The sequence below is a fragment of the Bizionia myxarmorum genome (genome assembly GCF_008086205.1).
In the GTDB taxonomy this organism is placed as follows: Bacteria; Bacteroidota; Bacteroidia; order Flavobacteriales; family Flavobacteriaceae; genus Algorimicrobium; species Algorimicrobium myxarmorum.
The window spans coordinates 168,392-186,671 of record NZ_VSKK01000003.1 but is presented as its reverse complement, the minus strand read 5'-3'; the positions used below and the strand labels follow the sequence as shown (position 1 = coordinate 186,671).

The 18,280-nt window shown below is 34.1% G+C and carries 17 protein-coding genes; 4 read left to right on the top strand and 13 right to left on the bottom strand.

Annotated features, from left to right (window positions below):
• Positions 1–2 precede the first annotated feature (2 nt).
• Both ES674_RS12040 and ES674_RS12035 read left to right on the top strand, forming a co-directional pair.
• Positions 3–1,208: an OprO/OprP family phosphate-selective porin gene (locus ES674_RS12040; protein ID WP_148404299.1), complete on the top strand. Its 1,206-nt coding sequence runs from the start codon at positions 3–5 to the stop codon at positions 1,206–1,208.
• Between the two features lie 28 nt (positions 1,209–1,236).
• A complete protein-coding gene (locus ES674_RS12035; RefSeq protein WP_148404297.1) occupies positions 1,237–2,238 on the top strand; it encodes a metal-dependent hydrolase in 1,002 nt (333 codons plus the stop codon).
• Between the two features lie 196 nt (positions 2,239–2,434).
• Here the strand turns inward: ES674_RS12035 and ES674_RS12030 are convergent, their stop codons facing one another.
• The 13 genes from ES674_RS12030 to ES674_RS11975 all read right to left on the bottom strand — a co-directional run bounded on the left by ES674_RS12030 (position 2,435) and on the right by ES674_RS11975 (position 15,506).
• The gene (locus ES674_RS12030) at positions 2,435–3,019 is read right to left on the bottom strand and encodes a cytochrome b/b6 domain-containing protein (RefSeq protein ID WP_148404295.1); all 585 of its coding nucleotides are present in this window, start codon (positions 3,017–3,019) and stop codon (positions 2,435–2,437) included.
• A gap of 141 nt (positions 3,020–3,160) precedes the next feature.
• Positions 3,161–4,282 (bottom strand): ABC transporter permease, encoded by a 1,122-nt coding sequence (locus tag ES674_RS12025; protein WP_148404293.1) that lies wholly within the window; start codon positions 4,280–4,282, stop codon positions 3,161–3,163.
• A gap of 18 nt (positions 4,283–4,300) precedes the next feature.
• Positions 4,301–5,407 (bottom strand): ABC transporter permease, encoded by a 1,107-nt coding sequence (locus ES674_RS12020; RefSeq protein ID WP_148404291.1) that lies wholly within the window; start codon positions 5,405–5,407, stop codon positions 4,301–4,303.
• Positions 5,408–5,575: 168 nt separating this feature from the next.
• Positions 5,576–6,304 (bottom strand): ABC transporter ATP-binding protein, encoded by a 729-nt coding sequence (locus ES674_RS12015; RefSeq protein WP_148404290.1) that lies wholly within the window; start codon positions 6,302–6,304, stop codon positions 5,576–5,578.
• Positions 6,305–6,309: 5 nt separating this feature from the next.
• Complete coding sequence (locus tag ES674_RS12010; protein ID WP_148404288.1) at positions 6,310–7,212, bottom strand: ABC transporter ATP-binding protein; 903 nt, start codon at positions 7,210–7,212, stop codon at positions 6,310–6,312.
• Positions 7,213–7,215: 3 nt separating this feature from the next.
• Positions 7,216–7,719, bottom strand: coding sequence for a hypothetical protein (locus ES674_RS12005; RefSeq protein WP_148404286.1), 504 nt, complete (start codon positions 7,717–7,719; stop codon positions 7,216–7,218).
• 30 nt (positions 7,720–7,749) lie between these two features.
• On the bottom strand, positions 7,750–8,670 hold the full coding sequence (locus tag ES674_RS12000; protein WP_148404285.1) for an HlyD family secretion protein: 921 nt from the start codon (positions 8,668–8,670) through the stop codon (positions 7,750–7,752).
• Between the two features lie 2 nt (positions 8,671–8,672).
• The gene (locus tag ES674_RS11995; protein ID WP_148404284.1) at positions 8,673–9,926 is read right to left on the bottom strand and encodes a TolC family protein; all 1,254 of its coding nucleotides are present in this window, start codon (positions 9,924–9,926) and stop codon (positions 8,673–8,675) included.
• Between the two features lie 4 nt (positions 9,927–9,930).
• Positions 9,931–10,542, bottom strand: coding sequence for a TetR/AcrR family transcriptional regulator (locus ES674_RS11990; protein WP_148404283.1), 612 nt, complete (start codon positions 10,540–10,542; stop codon positions 9,931–9,933).
• 76 nt (positions 10,543–10,618) lie between these two features.
• Entirely contained in the window at positions 10,619–10,786 is a 168-nt protein-coding gene (locus ES674_RS15430) for a hypothetical protein (RefSeq protein ID WP_170234012.1), read from the bottom strand.
• A 91-nt stretch (positions 10,787–10,877) separates the two neighbouring features.
• Positions 10,878–13,178: a type IA DNA topoisomerase gene (locus ES674_RS11985; protein ID WP_148404282.1), complete on the bottom strand. Its 2,301-nt coding sequence runs from the start codon at positions 13,176–13,178 to the stop codon at positions 10,878–10,880.
• Positions 13,179–13,322: 144 nt separating this feature from the next.
• A complete protein-coding gene (locus ES674_RS11980) occupies positions 13,323–14,252 on the bottom strand; it encodes a M23 family metallopeptidase (protein ID WP_148404281.1) in 930 nt (309 codons plus the stop codon).
• A 156-nt stretch (positions 14,253–14,408) separates the two neighbouring features.
• Positions 14,409–15,506 (bottom strand): mechanosensitive ion channel family protein, encoded by a 1,098-nt coding sequence (locus ES674_RS11975; RefSeq protein WP_246126034.1) that lies wholly within the window; start codon positions 15,504–15,506, stop codon positions 14,409–14,411.
• A 179-nt stretch (positions 15,507–15,685) separates the two neighbouring features.
• Between ES674_RS11975 and ES674_RS11970 the strand changes: the two genes are divergently transcribed.
• On the top strand, positions 15,686–16,996 hold the full coding sequence (locus tag ES674_RS11970) for a DEAD/DEAH box helicase (RefSeq protein WP_148404279.1): 1,311 nt from the start codon (positions 15,686–15,688) through the stop codon (positions 16,994–16,996).
• Between the two features lie 115 nt (positions 16,997–17,111).
• Positions 17,112–18,212: an alkene reductase gene (locus ES674_RS11965; protein WP_148404278.1), complete on the top strand. Its 1,101-nt coding sequence runs from the start codon at positions 17,112–17,114 to the stop codon at positions 18,210–18,212.
• The last annotated feature ends 68 nt before the right edge of the window (positions 18,213–18,280 follow it).

The window sequence follows — 18,280 nt, the reverse complement described above, 5'->3', positions numbered from 1 at the left end:
GTATGCTGATTAAGTCGCTTAAGTTTTTTGTTGTTTTCATAATTCAGTTTGTAGCTATTACATCACTTATAGCACAAACTGATTCTATTTCTTCTAAAAAAATAAATATTGAATATACTAATAAGGGCTTTCAGTTTAGCACTCCAGACAAAAACTTTGCACTACATATAGAATCTCGTTTTCAATTTCGATTTTCTACACCCTATGACCAGAACCCGGTCATTTTTGACGATTTCAACACCGAAAGGTCTACAGGCTTTAATATAAATAGAGCGCGTTTAAAAATTGGTGGAAATGCGTACAAACCGTGGTTAAAGTATTATATGCAATATGATTTAGCAAACAACAGATTATTAGATTTGCGCGTCATGATTGAGCGTTGGCAATTTTTTAATGTTCAAATTGGTCAATTTAAAACGCATTTTGGTCGTGAACGTTATATATCATCTGGGAAACAGCAAATGATGGATCGTTCCATTATTAACAGACCATTTACCATAGATATGCAACAAGGCGTCGAATTCTACGGACGTGTATTTCCTAAAACTTTAGCAGATTTCACCTATCATATATCTGTTCTTACAGGAACTGGTAGAGGAGCCAAAGCAAATGACGATAACCATTTAATGTATATTGGACGACTACAATGGAATATGTTTGGCCGTGAGTTAAAAATGAGTGGATCCGATGTATCGTTTCATGAAAAACCTACTGGGTTACTTGCCTTTGCGGCATCCACAAATAGAGGTTCTTTTACACGGTTTTCATCTTCCGGAGGCGGACAATTAGAAGGATTTGTTAATACCGAATCAGGCCAATTTCACACAAATCAAGCCCTTTTAGAAACCGCTTTTAAATATCGTGGATTTTCATGGCAACATGAATCGCATATCAAAGAAATCAACGATTATGTTACGCACAGCAGCCAAACCTTAACCGGGTTTTATGTGCAAGCTGGCTACTTTTTATCCAATATAATTGATTTTGTTCCAGAGAATTTAGAAATGGCTGGCGTATTTGCCAATTACAATCCAGATGTGGATATTAAAAATAATCTTCAAAAGGAATATGGTTTAGCCTTTAATTATTTTTTTCAAGAACATCGCAATAAGTTAAGTATGGAAGTTACCCATTTTTCATACGACTATCCCGAAAGTTTCAATCAAAATGAATGGCGTTTTAGACTTCAATGGGACATTTCATTTTAATATCTATAATTTTTAGACCTAGTAATACATGGATTCTTTAACACAAATAGTTTTAGGAGCTGCCGTTGGGGAAGCCGTTTTAGGTAAAAAAGTTGGCAATAAGGCTATGCTTTATGGCGCTATTGCTGGAACAATTCCAGATTTAGATGTTATTGCGTCCTTTTTTACAGATACGGTTACTGCTTTAGAAATTCACCGAGGCTTTACGCATTCCATTGTTTTTTCAGTTGTCTTTGCTTTTGTTTTTGGTTGGCTAGTAAGCCGCTATGAAAGCTATAAAGATTTTAAAGGTTGGTGTTGCCTTTTTTTCTGGGCATTTTTCACGCATCCTATATTAGATGCGCATACCACATGGGGAACCCAATTGTTTTGGCCTTTTGATTTGCGATTAGCTTTTAAAACCATTTTTGTAGTGGATCCGCTTTATACAGTTCCTTTTATTGTGTTTTTGCTTTTGGCAATGTTTCAAAAGCGAACTTCTGAAAAACGCCAATTTTACAACAGGATGGGTTTATTAATTAGTACATCCTATTTGGCGTTAACCTTTATATTAAAGTGGGTAGCCTTTACAGAATTTGAGAAAGCATTAGAAAATCAAAATGTTTCATATACCAAAATAGATACACGTCCTGCTCCTTTAAATACCATTTTATGGAATGCCAATGTAGAAACAGAAGACGCCTATTTATTAGCAAACTACTCGTTTTTTGATACCAAACCAATAACTTTTGAAAGCTACCCCAAAAACCATGAATTGATAGCCAATTATGCTGATAATGAAAAGATGCAACGCATGATTCATATTTCGAAAGGATGGTATACTATTTCTCAAAGTGAAAATCAACTGTATTTTAATGATCTTCGTTTTGGATTGTTGAGTTTAGAGCCACATTCAGAAAGTTTTGTTTTTCAATTTTCAATTAATGAAGATCCTATAACCAAAGACATCTATTTTGTAGAACAACCTAAAGACACCAAGGATGGAAAAAAATTAATGTCTCAACTTTGGAATAGGATTAGAGGTAATTAATTTATTGTATATCTGTTTTTTGGCATACAGGCAAAAAAATCTGCGAGTATTTGCGTAATCACCGGGAAATAAACATAAGTGCTGGGAAGAGTTCTCCCGCGGATTTCCCGGATTTACATGCACAGACTGCAATACAATAACAACATGTAAGTTTTCAAATTCATTTCCTACCTTTTCTACAGGATTTTATTCCGTTCTAATCTTTAATCTTTTTTTTTGAACCACTAATAATTCGTGAAATAATTCCTTTTTCATTAGTAAATTCTGCTATTAATATACCTGCCAAATGGATCACTATAAATGCTATGAGATAGTAAATACCAAGTACGTGGATATTTTCCATGGGTATTTTAAATTCTTTCGGACCTAATTCTATAATTAACCCAGTAACAAGTGAGCTAAGAACGCAGATGTAAAAAATAATATAGATCCATCTCTGAAATTTTATTTTGGTAGAAAGTGTTTTATCAAAAGGACTTTGAAGTCTCATCTTACCAAAAGCCGGGAGTATAAAACGAATACTAAATAAACCAACCAAGACATAGCCTATATAAATATGCCAATCCCACATAGGTTTCCTTATCTTTTTAGCTAAAGTAATAAGTTGGTCTTCAGATAAAGTTTGACCTGTTCCAATTAAATAATCTTGTATAATAGCTGCCACGTTATACTTATTCATCCACGTCAGCCTTAAGAAAATGGTGATTAGTAAAAGCATAAACGAAATAGCTATGGACCAATGGATAATTCGATAGATTTTGGAATAGGATTTATGTTTCATGATATTTAATTTTTTAATTGATTATTAATACTCCTTTTTCATATTAGTTATGCATGCCTTTCACATTAATGTAATCATTAAGCTTGTTATTTCCCGACATAGTATTAATTTGAAATAGTAATGCTATAAAAACGCTATAAATTAAGTTGTTTTTTTATAACTCCAAACCGCCAAAACATTCATAATTGCCGCGTAAATGATTGTTTTGATAAGTTGTGGCAAAATATCCATAAAGCCAGAACCTTTCAACATAATCATCCGCATGACTTCTACAAAATACTTTATAGGATTAAATTCAGTTAGTATTTGAGCCCATCTAGGCATACTTTCTATTGGCGTAAATAAGCCACTCATTAAAATGAAGATTACCGTAAAAAACCAAGCTATAAACATGGCTTGTTGTTGGGTGTCCGTGAAATTTGAAATAAATAATCCAATTCCTAAAATTACCAAAATGTAAATGCTTGTGTAGAAATACATCAATAATAAACTACCAATCATGGGCACATTAAAAATTAAAGATGCTATTATTAATCCTATCGTTAGCAATGCCATGCCAATAATCCAAAACGGAAATAACTTCCCTATTATAAATTGACTTTTTTTAATAGGCGTTACATTAATCTGTTCTAATGTTCCAATTTCTTTTTCTCTTACAATGTTCATCCCCGATAGAAAAAGTGTAATCATCGTCACTAAAAGTACCAAAATACCGGGAACCATGTAGGTTTTATAATTTAAAGTTTTGTTATACCAGAAAAGCGGTATGGTTTCAATAGTAACCGGCTTAATTTGCTGATCAGATAATTCCTTAACATCCATTAGAATGGATTTGTTATAATTCTGAATAATTTGAGAAACATATACGTTTGTAACGCCAGCAGCAGCGCCATCAATAGCATTAATTATAATACCTAAATTACCTTTTTTATCCTTTTGTAAATTGCGTTCAAAGTGCAAAGGAATTTCTAAAACCACATCCACTTCGCCTTTCAACATGGCGGAACTCGCCAAAGCTTGAGAGGGATAGGTATCTAAAACATTAAAATAGGTAGATGCTTCAAATTTTTCAATTAAACCTCTAGAAGTAGCACTGCGATCTTGATCAATATAGGCGAATTTTATATTCTTAATTTCAAATGTAGCCGCGTTTGAAAGAATAATTAATTGGAGTAGTGGTAGCACAAAAATAATAGGGAGCATACCTTTATTTCTAAAGATTTGCTTGAATTCCTTTTGTATAATATAGCCTATTGTTTTCATAGTTTCTTATGCACTAATTTACTCTAGTCTTATTTTGTATTTTTTCACGCTTAATGCCAAGCAAAACACTGTCATTCCCAACAAAATCAAGGTTTCTTTCCATATAAATTGTATTCCAACACCTTTAAGCATAATACCTTTTAAAATAATAATAAACCATTTGGCTGGAATAATATTACTGATTATTTGTAACGGTAAGGGCATGCTTGAAATAGGAAAAATAAAGCCCGAAAGCAGAATCACAGGTAGCATTAATCCCATTAAAGAAATCATCATGGCCGTTTGCTGGGTTGCCGAAACGGTTGATATTAAAATTCCTAAAGACAAAGCAGATAGAATAAACAAGATGCTCTCCAAAGCCAATAGAATTAAACTTCCTTGCATGGGCATTTTGAAGATGAAAATGCTTAATACTACAATTACGATGGCATTAACAATGGAAAGAAAAATATAGGGAAACACTTTGCCTATAATAACCAAAAGCGGTTTGATAGGAGAAACTAACAAAATTTCCATGGTACCTAATTCTTTTTCCCGTGTTATGGAAATAGACGTCATCATAGCAGAAACCAGCATTAAAATAATAGTCATCACGCCAGGAACAAACATATAAACACTTTTTAATTCGGCGTTGTATACCATTCGGGGTTGCGGTCCAATAACATAATTAATTTTGACAGCTTTATTTTGTTCCATTTGGTAATTCTGTAAAATGGAACTCACATAATTGGTAATGGTATTTGCCGTGTTGGGATCCGTTGCATCCGTAATTATTTGTACGGTTGCTTGCCGGTTTTTTATAAGGTTTTTACTGAAATCTTTTTCGAAATTTAAAACAGCTTTTACTTGGCCTTTTTTGAAAACGGCTTCAATATCCGATTCGCGCTCAATAAGTTGATTGATACTAAAATATTTTGAAGCTGAAATTTTATTAATAATTTCTTGCGTATTAGCATCCTTGGAATGATCTAAAATGGCAATATTTACATTATTAATTTCATTAGTTATAGCAAATCCGAATAATAGAATTTGAACAATAGGCATTCCGAAGAGAATAAACAACGAACGTCTATCTCTAAAAATATGGTAAAATTCCTTTGTAACGAATCCTATAAATCTTTTCATCTCTTCATTCCTGCGAAGGCAGGAATCTCATTTTTAAATTAGTACTATTTTTTCTCCAGCAGATTTCAATGGTTATTACGGGTTTATTTATTTTTACGCCGAGTTGCACAGAGAAATCACAGAGATCCATAAAGTTTTAAAACTGTGACTGCGACTGAATACTGACTTTCACCCACGTGCCAATTTTAAAAACACATCATTCATATTATCCGCATGAAACTGTTCTTTGAGTTTTTTCGGCGTATCTAAAGCTTCAATTTTACCGTTCACCATAATAGAAACCCGATCGCAATATTCCGCTTCATCCATATAATGCGTTGTTACAAAAATGGTTGTTCCTTGGCTAGATGCTCTGTAAATCATTTCCCAGAATTGACGTCTGGTTATAGGATCTACGCCACCTGTTGGTTCATCTAGAAACACAATTTTTGGGTCATGAATAAGGGCCACAGAAAACGATAATTTCTGCTTCCAACCCAAAGGCAAGGATCCAACCAATTGGCTAGCGACATCTTCCAGTCCTAAATCTTCCAATAACTCTTTAGTTTTTTCCTTGATTCTGCTTTTTGATAATCCATAAATTCCACCAAAAAAAGTAATGTTTTCTTTAACGGTTAAATCATCATATAAGGCAAATTTTTGGCTCATATAACCAATGTTTTTCTTGATATCTTCGGCCTGTGTAAATACATCATAACCGGCTACTTTAGCAGCTCCCGACGTAGGAATGGAAATACCAATCAACATTTTAATAGCCGTAGTTTTCCCTGCACCGTTGGCGCCCAGAAATCCAAAAATTTCCCCTTTCTTAACTTCAAAAGTTATGGCATTTACTGCTGTAAAATCACCAAACATTTTAGTTAATCCGTTGGCTTCTATAACATTCGTGATTTTCATGATAACTATTTAGCCAATTCCATAAAGCTATCTTCTATAGTAGCTTGCGTTTTTTCAATTGTAATATTTGTTAGGTTTTGCGCTTCCAAATAGTGGTTTAAATCCAAGGTATTAAAATCTTCTCGCGTATCCGTATAATGCACAAATTCACCAAAAGGATACACACTATGTTGGTGTGAATAGGCTTTCAGACTTTTAATTACTTGATACATATTGTTGGCACTAACATTATAAATAGTTTTCGGATATTGATTAACAATAGCTTCCGGTGTATCTATTTGCAATATTTTTCCGTCTTGAATCAGCGCAATCCTGTCGCATAAAGCCGCTTCATCCATATAAGGCGTAGAAACTAAAATGGTAATATTTTTTTCCTGTAAACGTTTTAACATTTCCCAAAATTCTTTTCTAGAAACAGGATCAACACCCGTAGTGGGCTCATCTAGAAATAATACTTTAGGTTTATGAATCAAAGCACAGCATAAAGCCAATTTCTGTTTCATACCACCCGATAATTTTCCAGCACGTCGATCTTTAAAAGGTTCAATTTGAACATAAATTTCCTTTATTAAATCGTAATTTTCTTCAATAGTGGTCCCGAAAATAGTGGCGAAAAACTTCAAATTTTCTTCTACCGTTAAATCTTGGTATAAGGAAAACCGTCCGGGCATATAACCCACGTGTTTTCGTATTTCTTTATAGTCTAATAACACATCCATTCCAGCCACCGAAGCTTTCCCTTCATTGGCTATTAGTAAGGTGGTTAAAATCCTAAAAAGCGTTGTTTTTCCCGCACCATCGGGACCAATAAGTCCAAATAATTCATTCGGTTTCACATCAAACGAAATGTTTTTTAAGGCGTTTACGTCCTTATAAGATTTTGATATGTTCTCGATATGAATGCCCATTTCTTATTCGAAATAGTTGTTGTATGCATTTAAATTCGCTGTAATACTTTCTAATGTTTCCGAACCTTGTGCAGTAGTTTCAGTCTTTAAAAGCATATCTATTTTTTCAATTAATGGATGTAAAAACACATGAAGATTGTCATGAGAAGGCCCTTTCATTGTACATTCTTTAACCAACGTGTTTTTTCTTTCATTCAATTTATTAGCTAGGCTTAAATAATCGTCAACAGTTTCTGTTTTTGCTTCTGAAATCATTTTAAGCATATCGTTAACGCCATCTGTCGTTTCAATATTTGCTGCCCATTTTGCGCCATTATCCATTTGAATTTCTTCCATCCAAGTGTTACCTAATGCTGAACCCGATTGATGCGTTTCTTCATTTTCATGTGAAACAACTTCAATTTGTTCATCCATTTTTACTTCTGTAGCAGCTTCGTCCTTTTTAGTGTTATTACAACTTGAAAGAATTACGGCCATCATTGCCATTGTTACTAGTGTTTTTTTCATGATATTTAATTTATTATTGGTTTTTAATATTTACTCATTTTTTCCTTTAGAAGGGTTTGGGCTTTGAAACCACATTTCAGCTGGCATTCCAATTTTTAGACTGCCATCATTTTTAACGCTCACTTTTAGTGCATAAACTAAAGCCACACGTTCGTCTTTTGTTTGTATAATTTTTGGTGTAAACTCCGCTTGCGAAGCAATCCATGTAATAATTCCAGAATAATCGGTCATAGTATCTTGGTTATCTATTTTCACTTGAACCTCTTGACCAATTTTTAAATTTGCTAGTTGGGTTTCGCTTACAAAAACACGTAATTCCATGGTATTTAAATCGGCTATTTTATAAAGCGGTTTGCCAAAAGCCGTAATTTCGCCAGCTTCACTATACTTCGTTAACACCGTTCCATTGATAGGATTCGTGATTTTACATTTTTCAATTTGGTCGGCTATTTGTTTTATTTGAACATCAATATTTTTTAGTTCATTCACAACGGGTGCATTTTGAATTTCTACACTTCTAATTTGTTGCTTAATAACAGCCATTTCACCTAAAACATCATCTAAATTTTTCTGGGTACCTGCATTATCTTTGATCAAGCTTTCAGTTCTCGTTTTGTTTGTATTGGCTACTTTCAACTTTGCATTTAACACAGCTATTTGAGATAGAACACCTTGAGATTTGCTACCAACAACATCCTTGGAAACCAACAGTTGTTCTCTTTTTAAAGACAGTGGAATAGTATCAATATAACCTATAAATGCATCCTTTTTAAGAACATCGCCTTCCTGAACATTAAAAGCCATGATTTTGCCATTATTCTCTGCCGATATAGTGATCTCCGTGGCTTCAAAATTGCCATAACCATCTGCTTTATCATTGGAATTACCACATGAAACCAAGCTTAAGGTTAGGGTGGCAAGAGCTGTAAAAATTATATGAATATGTTTCATTTTTAGTTTCCTTGAGTACTATTATAATTTGCCTTTGCTAATTCTAGCTGAATATTATGCGTTGAAAATAAATTTTCCGCTTCGTAAAAATTGGTCAATTCCGTAATGTAGGTGGATGTTGTGATAACACCATTTCTTAATTGCGATTCGGTTACTTGTAAAACATCTTTACGGAGCGCGATGATTTCTGAATCTATGGCAAGCGTTTCGGTTATTTTAGCTATTTCCGATTCGTATTTATTTAATTCAATGTTTGTATTCAATTGAAAAATTTCTGCTTCATTATCAACCATATCCTTATTAATTAGTAATGATTCGCGTTTCTTTTTATTAGCATTCCAATCAAAAACCGTCCAATTTAATTTAGCGCCAACAGTATAGAATGGTTGAAATGAATTATCTAACATATTTAATCCTGGATTTCCATAACCGCCAGAAGCAAAACCTATTAGTTTTGGCATCGTATTCTTTTGAATTAGGAGCTTCTGACTTTCAATTTCATCTTTTTTTAACTGAAATAACTCTAATTCTGGACGTTGAAGTGTAGGAGAGAGGTTACTTGTTATTTGTGGTTTTTCAAAAGAAGTTTCATCACTTAGCGTTTTACCAATATAGGATGATAAGGTTTCAATGAATACCTTTTTACTGTTGACGATATCCGAATTTTGCTGCTTAATTTTTAGTATTTCAGCCTCGATAATTTTATCGGAAGCTGGAAGAATGATGCCGTATTCAATACCGGATTTCACTTCTTTAAGTTTCGATTCTAACTGATTTTTTTTAGAATTTAATAAATCAAGAGATTCATTATGAAGTAAAATTGAGAAATATAATTGATTAATACGCTGCTTTAATTGATATAAGCTAACCTCCAATTGTTTTTGCTGCGTTTTTAATTGTGCCAATTTTACTTGGGAATTGGCCTGAATAGCACCGCCATTATAAATAAGCTGATTTACAAAAAGTGTAACGCGATACTGATCGTTGTTAGGTGGTTCCACACCTGTATTTGGAAGGGGTATTTCCGTAACATCTGATAAATAGCTCGCTTGCGCATCCAAACTTATTTGCGGTAGTTTTCCGGTATTTATAATATCTAATTCTAAAGCATTTTGGCTTTCCAATAAGGCATGCTGCTTAACTAATGGATAATTTACCGTCAGTAATTGATAGCAGTTTTCCAAAGTTAAAAGCTCTTGAGACCAACTTTGCAGACTCACAGCAAGAAAAAACAATATGGAAATAGTTCTTTTCATAAACCTATTTTTTTATGGCGTGAATAATAAATTCAGACACTTCCGTTTTCCGATCTTCCATAAGTTTTTTAAATCCTTTATCATTTTCTTTTGTAAAAGCCTTCACTAAAGGTTTAGCAACAAAAGGGAAGATATTTAAGGCCAAAATATTGATGAATAATTGTTCACCTGAAATCGGTTTTAAAAGACCTTGACTAACTTCTAATTCTACCGACTTTTTAAATTTGTCAATATTTAATAGTGTGGAATTTCCTTGAAGCTTTTCAATAAAATCTGGATTTCTATTTAACTCTTGAATTATGAAGTTCGGCAGATAGGGATGTTTAATAATAAATGATATATAATTGGATGTGAAGTTTTTCACCTTATTCTCAATAGAGGAATCATCATTTAAAATTATATTCAATTGCGGTGCTAACAGGGCAAAAGCATTTTTAAATACGGCTTCAAATAGCAATTGTTTACTGCGGTAGTAGTAGTGTAGCATGGCTTTGTTAATGTTGGCCATATCAGCAATTTCTTGCATTCTGGCGCCATCCATACCTTTGGTTTGAAACACTTTTTTAGCGGCATCTAAAATCTGTAATTCCGTATTTTCATCTTTACGCTTTGTCATAACAACTATTCGGTTTAACCACTTGGTTAACAAATGTACAAAAAACAATCCATTACGAGAATGAATTGATTAAAATTTATAAATCAGATGTCGTGTCGTCTTGATCTTGAAGTTCTTCTTTGGGTTTTCCGCTCATCACGAATTTTAATAAAATTGCGACTAAAGCGATACAAACGAATGCGAAAATAGCAATCATTACAACGCCATTATTCCAATTGTAAAGTGCAAGGGTTTGAGTTATCATAAGTGTAAGTTTTGGTTTTCAATATGTAAAAATATATTCTAGAGGTGATTATAAATATGATATTTATCACAATCTATGAAATTAAACGCTATTAAGCATGTTTATGAATGATTTCAAGCACCAATTCCCGCGTCATTTTTTTTCCTTCTGCTTTTTTCCGGAGTGTTTCAAAGGGAAGTAAGAAATCGCATCCTTTATTATATTTGGTACATCCATAAGCCGTTTGTCCTTTTACAATATGCCCCTGTTGGCATTTAGGACATATAATCTTATCCGGTACGGCAGCTTGTTTGCGTTTTTTAGGTTCTAGTACCAAGTTAAAATCGTCATCAAAACGCAACAAACCTTCAACAGTTGCAGATTCTGTTTTAAAACCTTTTAAATTAACCGTGGATCCTTTTTGAAGTAATCGTATAAATTGCTTTTCGGAAATTTTCTTGTCATGAACCTGAAAAGGTAAAACAAACGTACATCCTGATTTATAATCAGAGCATCCATAAGCAGATTTCCCCTTTATGAGTTTGCCTATTTTACATTTCGGACAAGTTTCTGATGACATGCCTTTGGCGGTATTAATACTTTTCGCTTTAGGCTTATCTACTTTTCGTTGGGTAGTTGTAGCGTGTGAAATATTAGCACGATTGGTTTCACTTCTTACTTCATAAACCAATTCATCCACCATGTGCTTCATATTGTTGATAAATGTGCTCGCTTTAAAAGTCCCCTTTTCAATATCTTTTAATTGTTTCTCCCAGGTTCCGGTAAGTTCGGCCGATTTTAAAATATCATTTTGAATGGTATCAATTAATTGAATTCCTGTTGTTGTTGGTAAAACCTGTTTTTTATTTCGAATTATATATTTGCGTTTAAAAAGCGTTTCAATAATATTGGCACGCGTGGATGGTCTGCCAATGCCATTTTCTTTCATGAGTTCACGCAATTCTTCATCATCTATTTGTTTTCCTGCGGTTTCCATGGCGCGTAGGAGGGTAGCTTCCGTAAATTGATTAGGTGGTTTGGTTTGTTTTTCTAAAAAAGAAGGCTCATGAGGCCCTTTTTCGCCCGCAACAAAAGAAGGTAAAATATCTGCTGCTTTTATATCCTTTTCTGGATTCTCGAACACCACGCGCCAACCTTTCTTTAAAATTTCTTTTCCCGTTATTTTGAACTTAACATCAGCCGCTTGACCAATTACCGTAGTGTTGGACACATCACAATCATCATAAAAAACAGCGATAAAACGTTTTACTATACTATTGTAAACTTGTTGTTGGTTGTATTGCAATCTGCTTTCTACGCCTGTGGGTATAATAGCATGGTGATCTGTTACTTTTTTATCATTAAATACTTTGGAAGATTTTTTAATTTTCTTTCCTAAAAGTGGTTGGGTTAAAGCGGCATAATTAGTTAAGTTCTTAAGAATTCCTGCCACTTTAGGATACACATCATTTGGTAAAAATGTGGTATCTACTCTAGGATAGGTCACCACTTTTTGTTCATATAAGGTTTGAACAAGTTTTAAAGTTTCATCTGCTGTAAAGCCGAAACGCTTATTACAATGCACTTGTAACCCAGTTAAATCGAAAAGTTTCGGCGCATATTCCTTACCTTTTTTCTTGGTGGTTGAAAGAATTTCAAAATCAGATTCCTGAACTTTAAGCGCTAAAATTTCTCCATCTTCCATTTTCAAAAAACGGCCGTCTTCGTAACTAAATACCGTATCACGATACAATGTTTGCAGTTCCCAATAGGGTTGAGATATAAAGTTTTCAATTTCTTTAAAACGATTCACAACCATGGCTAAAGTTGGTGTTTGAACACGCCCGACGGATAATACTTGTTTATAACCGCCATGTTTTAAAGTGTACAATCGCGTCGCATTCATGCCTAAAAGCCAGTCGCCAATAGCTCTTGAAAATCCAGCATAATACAAATTATCATAATCAGCAGAAGGTTTTAAGTTTTCAAATCCTTCCTTAATAGCTTCTGTAGTTAAAGATGAGATCCATAAACGCTGAATGGGTCCTTTATAATTGGCTTGGTCCATAACCCAGCGTTGAATAAGTTCTCCTTCTTGCCCAGCATCCCCACAATTTATAACCAAATCGGCTTTATCAAAGAGGCTTTTTACAATTTTGAATTGCTTTTGAATCCCTGAATTCGCTACGACCTTGGTTTTGAATTTTTCAGGTAGCATGGGCAAATTATTCAAATCCCAACTTTTCCAATGCGGTTTATAATCGTTTGGCTCCATCAAGGTGCACAAATGCCCAAAGGTGAAGGTTACATAGTAGCCATTGCCTTCAAAATAGCCATCATGACGGATGTTTGCACCTAATACAGATGCAATTTCACGGGCAACACTGGGCTTTTCGGCAATACAAACTTTCACGATTATTGATTTTATATGAACGCCGCAAAATACAGAATTTTAATAAAACAAGACCGACTTTCTATGCAGTAGAATATAATTTTTTTAACAAAAAAAGACGAACTCACGTTCGCCTTTTTGAAACTATCATTTTTCTAATAATTTTTAAATAACAACCAATTTCTGACCAATTTTTAAAGTGGCGTTTTTATTGATTTTATTTAATTTGCACAAAGCTGCAATACTGATATGATTTCTAGAAGAAATACGCGAAAGTGTATCGCCACTTTTTACTACATATACTTTTTTAGGCTTTTTGGCTGCAGCAATTGCTTGCGATTTTAAGGTAAGTAAATCCAAATCACTCTGTTGCTTACTATTATGTAATTCCGGTCTGGTCCAATCCTTTGTAATCCAAATTTCTTGAGATCGGATTTGATTTTCATCTGTAAAGTCAATTAAATATTCTGGGTTAATATTAATTCCCATATAGCTCATTTCTAAATGTAAATGACTCCCACGCGCATTTCCAGACGTACCGCCTTTACCTAAATAAGCTCCGGCGTTAACAGAATCATTTTCTTTAACACCTAATTTTGATAAATGCGCATAAGCCGTTTCCAAACCATTAAAATGACGCACTACCACAGAACTTCCGTGTCCTGAACTGTAATTTGCAAAACGAACAACGCCATCAAACATAGCAAAAAGACTATCACCTGTTGCTAAATCAATATCAATTCCTTTATGAGCGCGACCTCTTCTCCAGCCATAACGAGACGTTATAACCTTATTTTTTGAGATAGGCGACACATAATTTGTTTCATTAAATTGTAAATGAATCGGAAATTTAATCTCCGTATCATAAATAACTTTGAGTTTACTGGTATCCCAATAATCAGTTGTAATATCTACAGTTTCTTCCGGTTCTACAACCAAAAAAGCCTTTTCAGCTTCAGCCGCGTAGGTTTCTAATAACTCATGACTACTAGCCACAAAATTTAAAAGATTAGGAGATACGCCACTTGGCGAAAGAATTTGCCCATAACTATTGAAAGCTAGGCAAAAAGTAAGGAGTGCAATACATGATTTCATAGGCTGCAACTTGCGGTTTAAAACCAACTAACGTTATTAATTGCAAAATATTATTTTTGCATCGGCCGAAAATAGAATAATTTGCGGATAAAGAATCATAAAATTTTGTTAGAGTTTTAAAAACCCTCCTAATTAATTTTAAATCACTGATTTTAATTAGTTTATGGATTCGTTCTGAACTGGAATTGTATTCATGTTTTTAGTAATAATGGTGCGGTAGGGAAATGGAATTTCAATACCTTCTTTATCAAATCGTTTTTTAATCGACTCTAATAAATCGCATTTCATGTCAAATGCCAGTCCAAATTCACTAGTCCAAACCCAAGCACGAATGGCTACATGAGAATCTTCTAAACTAATGACCCGCACACGAACTTTTGGAACATTATTCAGCTTATCCACTTTAGTTCGGTTATCTATATTACTCGGATGTTTTTCGCAATCTTCCTGAATAATTTTTTTTGCTAAATCCACATCACTATCGTAAGAAATAGAAAGCTCTATATATTGACAGTATTTTTTATCACCTAAATTATAATTCGCTATTTTCTCCTTATTAATGATCGCGTTTGGAACCACAATCATTTTATTATTATAATCTTTAATAATGGTATGACGTAAGGTAATGTCCATAACGGTGCCAACCATTTCATTGGAAATTTTAATAGTATCATAAATTTGGAACGGCTTAAACATAATGATAAAAAAACCACCAATAATATTGGCTAGCGCTTCTTGTGAAGCTAAACCAATAATAGCAGCAATAATTCCGGCACCACCAAGTGCTGTAGAGGCAATACTTTTAAGCGATGGAAATGCCATGGCAGCAAAAGCAATACCAATGACTATAATTATAAAGGCAGCAACATATTTTAAAAACTTTACAGTCGTTGGATTATCCTTCCGTTTAATAATCCTATTAAACAACGTATTTGAAACGGTGTAACCAACACTAGTTATAATAAAAACAAGGGTTAAATAACTGGTTTTCTTAATGTTTATAGCAATAATATTGAATTCACTTTGATCAGCTAGAAGATAAGCCACCATAAAAAGATAAAATAATACAATGCCAATTTTAATGATTTTATTAATTAAGTTGAGATTGGCAAAATCGCTATATCCTTTTTCTATTGCTTTTTTTTCAATGCGCTTAGAAACCTTATTTAACGCTATAAAGAGAAAAACACATATAATAGTAACCCCAATGAGTATATATATATTCTCGGTATGGTTCGTGAAAAATTCATTCATAAGGTAAAATATCAAAAGAATTCTAATAACCACAAATGTAATCATTTTGTTTAGGCAAATTCGTTGATTATACTTTGTATAATGCGCAAAATATTTCTTATTCTGTATATTTCTATAACATTAACTTCTAAATACAAGCAAACAGTCTGTATCTTTGCCGCATAAAAACCAATAACACTATGGCCAATTCCATTAAAGGACAGCAAGACATTTTAGCAAAACTTCAAATTGCATCCTTAAACGATATGCAAGAAGATGCCTTGTTGGCTATAGAAAATGCTGAAAATACGGTTGTTTTATCGCCAACAGGAACAGGTAAAACCCTAGCTTTTCTGCTGCCAACATTAGCCGCATTGGATATTAAGTGTCCTAATGTGCAGTTGCTAATTTTAGTACCATCACGCGAGTTAGCCATTCAAATTGAACAGGTTATTCGTGAAATGGGAACCGGTTTTAAAGCCAATGCGGTTTATGGTGGACGACCGTTTTCAAAAGATAAATTGGAATTGGCACATACTCCAGCTATATTAATTGGAACGCCTGGTCGTGTGGCTGATCATTTACGTCGCGGAACGTTTTCAGTTGCGGACATTAAAACGTTAGTTTTAGATGAGTTTGATAAATCGTTAGAGATTGGTTTTGAAGGCGAAATGCGCGAGATTATAGAAAACCTTCCACAGATTGAGAAACGTGTGTTAACTTCTGCTACACAAGGGTTAGAAATTCCTGAATTCGTAGGGCTTTACAATGAATTAGTTATAGATTATTTAGATACCAAGTTGTCGAATATTCAAATTAAAAAAGTGCTATCGCCTATTAAAGATAAACTTCAAACATTAGCAGATTTACTTTATGACATTGGGAATAAACCAGGTATTATTTTTTGTAATTATAAGGATACCATTCAATATGTAAGCGATTTTCTAAATACGCAAAATATTCCTCACGGTTGTTTTTACGGCGGTATGGAACAGATTGATCGGGAGCGTGCTTTGATTAAATTTCGAAATGGAACCCATCAAATAATCATCGCCACCGATTTGGCAGCGCGCGGTTTAGATATTCCTGAATTGAATTATATTATTCATTATCAGCTACCATTAAAAGCTGAAGAATTCACGCACAGAAACGGTAGAACAGCCCGAATGAATGCCAAAGGAACTGCTTATGTTATGCAATGGGCCGAAGAGTATTTACCGGAATTTATTGACACCAATCAAGTAGTTAAATTGGACGGAAAACCTAAAAAATTGGAATCTGAATGGTGTACTTTATTTATTTCAGGAGGGAGAAAAGATAAAATTTCGAAAGGTGATATTGCAGGTTTACTATTTAAACAAGGGGATTTGGAAAAGCATGAAGTAGGTGTTATTGAATTAAAACAAGATTGTGCTTTTGTGGCTGTCCCTAAAAAGAAGGCCACTGCGCTTGTTGAAAAAACCAATAATTCGCGTTTAAAAAAGAAGAAAGTCCGCATTACTATTTTATAAAACCCATTACAATCTTAAGGAAAATTTAACAGCCATAAGTCGTTTCTTGTTCATCTATTTCTGAATTGCTTCGTATTTTTGTAAAACAATACATATCTAACTTCAAAAGACATATATGACCAAGAAACAAGCCTTATTAGAACCTTATAAACTCAACACTAGTATTACCTTAAAAAACCGCGTGGTTATGGCACCTATGACGCGGAGTCGTGCCGTTAATGCCGGCAAAGTTCCTACGCAAGATTTACAAGCCACTTATTATGCCCAACGTGCTTCGGCTGGATTGATTATTACCGAAGGCTCGCAAGTTTCGGAGCAAGCGGTTGGTTATGTGAATACACCAGGTATCCATACGCAACAGCAAGTAGAAGGGTGGAAGCTCGTAACTAAAGCGGTTCATGATGAAGGTGGTAAGATATTTATACAGTTATGGCATGTAGGCCGGATTTCGCATCCTGATTTTCATGATGGGAATTTACCTGTAGCACCTTCGGCTATCAATCCAAAGGTACAATCCTATACACCAACGGGTTTTAAAGATACGGTTACGCCAAAGGCGATGACACAAGCCAATATTGATCAAACCATTTTAGATTTCAAGAATGCAGCCAAAAACGCCATGGAAGCTGGGTTTGATGGTGTGGAAATACATTCATCTAACGGGTATTTATTTCATCAGTTTTTTAGTAGGTGTTCTAATACCAGAACGGATGATTATGGTGGAAGCCAAGAGAATCGTGCGCGTTTTTTCTTTGAGGTATTGGATGCTATCAAGTCGGTTATGCCTGAAAATAGAATAGGTGTTCGCTTTAATCCGTCTGCTCATGGTATGTTTGGTATAACGGTAGATGAAGAAACGCTTCCGACATTCGACTATATTATTGATAGATTGAATGGTTACGATTTAGCCTATGTGCATTTATCTGAACCGTTTAACGATGTATCGGACGTGCCATTTGCGGAAACTGAAATTGCTAAACGGTACAGACCGATTTATAAAGGGACGTTAATGATTAACACCAATTTTAAGCAGGCGAGTGGCAATGCGGTTTTAGAACGTGGAGATGCTGATTTGGTGGCTTTTGGAAAACCGTTAATTTCTAATCCTGATTTGGTGGAACGCTTTGAGCAAAACCTGGAATTAGCCAAATGGGATACTGACACGTTTTATGTGCCTGGTAAAAAAGGCTACACGGATTATGAAAAAATAACATAAGATTAATAGAAGAAATTATTAAGTCTTTAATTTGAGTGGTATCTTATACATTCACAAAAAAGAAGACA

Bases quoted from the DNA above. Each gene is read 5' to 3' on its own strand.
- ES674_RS12025 (WP_148404293.1), bottom strand. From the start codon at position 4,282: ATGAAAACAATAGGCTATATTATACAAAAGGAATTCAAGCAAATCTTT.
- ES674_RS11975 (WP_246126034.1), bottom strand. From the start codon at position 15,506: ATGAATGAATTTTTCACGAACCATACCGAGAATATATATATACTCATT.
- ES674_RS12005 (WP_148404286.1), bottom strand. From the start codon at position 7,719: ATGAAAAAAACACTAGTAACAATGGCAATGATGGCCGTAATTCTTTCA.
- ES674_RS11965 (WP_148404278.1), top strand. From the start codon at position 17,112: ATGACCAAGAAACAAGCCTTATTAGAACCTTATAAACTCAACACTAGT.
- ES674_RS12010 (WP_148404288.1), bottom strand. From the start codon at position 7,212: ATGGGCATTCATATCGAGAACATATCAAAATCTTATAAGGACGTAAAC.
- ES674_RS12015 (WP_148404290.1), bottom strand. From the start codon at position 6,304: ATGAAAATCACGAATGTTATAGAAGCCAACGGATTAACTAAAATGTTT.
- ES674_RS15430 (WP_170234012.1), bottom strand. From the start codon at position 10,786: ATGATAACTCAAACCCTTGCACTTTACAATTGGAATAATGGCGTTGTA.
- ES674_RS12040 (WP_148404299.1), top strand. From the start codon at position 3: ATGCTGATTAAGTCGCTTAAGTTTTTTGTTGTTTTCATAATTCAGTTT.
- ES674_RS11995 (WP_148404284.1), bottom strand. From the start codon at position 9,926: ATGAAAAGAACTATTTCCATATTGTTTTTTCTTGCTGTGAGTCTGCAA.
- ES674_RS11990 (WP_148404283.1), bottom strand. From the start codon at position 10,542: ATGACAAAGCGTAAAGATGAAAATACGGAATTACAGATTTTAGATGCC.
- ES674_RS12020 (WP_148404291.1), bottom strand. From the start codon at position 5,407: ATGAAAAGATTTATAGGATTCGTTACAAAGGAATTTTACCATATTTTT.
- ES674_RS11980 (WP_148404281.1), bottom strand. From the start codon at position 14,252: ATGAAATCATGTATTGCACTCCTTACTTTTTGCCTAGCTTTCAATAGT.
- ES674_RS12000 (WP_148404285.1), bottom strand. From the start codon at position 8,670: ATGAAACATATTCATATAATTTTTACAGCTCTTGCCACCCTAACCTTA.
- ES674_RS12030 (WP_148404295.1), bottom strand. From the start codon at position 3,019: ATGAAACATAAATCCTATTCCAAAATCTATCGAATTATCCATTGGTCC.
- ES674_RS11970 (WP_148404279.1), top strand. From the start codon at position 15,686: ATGGCCAATTCCATTAAAGGACAGCAAGACATTTTAGCAAAACTTCAA.
- ES674_RS12035 (WP_148404297.1), top strand. From the start codon at position 1,237: ATGGATTCTTTAACACAAATAGTTTTAGGAGCTGCCGTTGGGGAAGCC.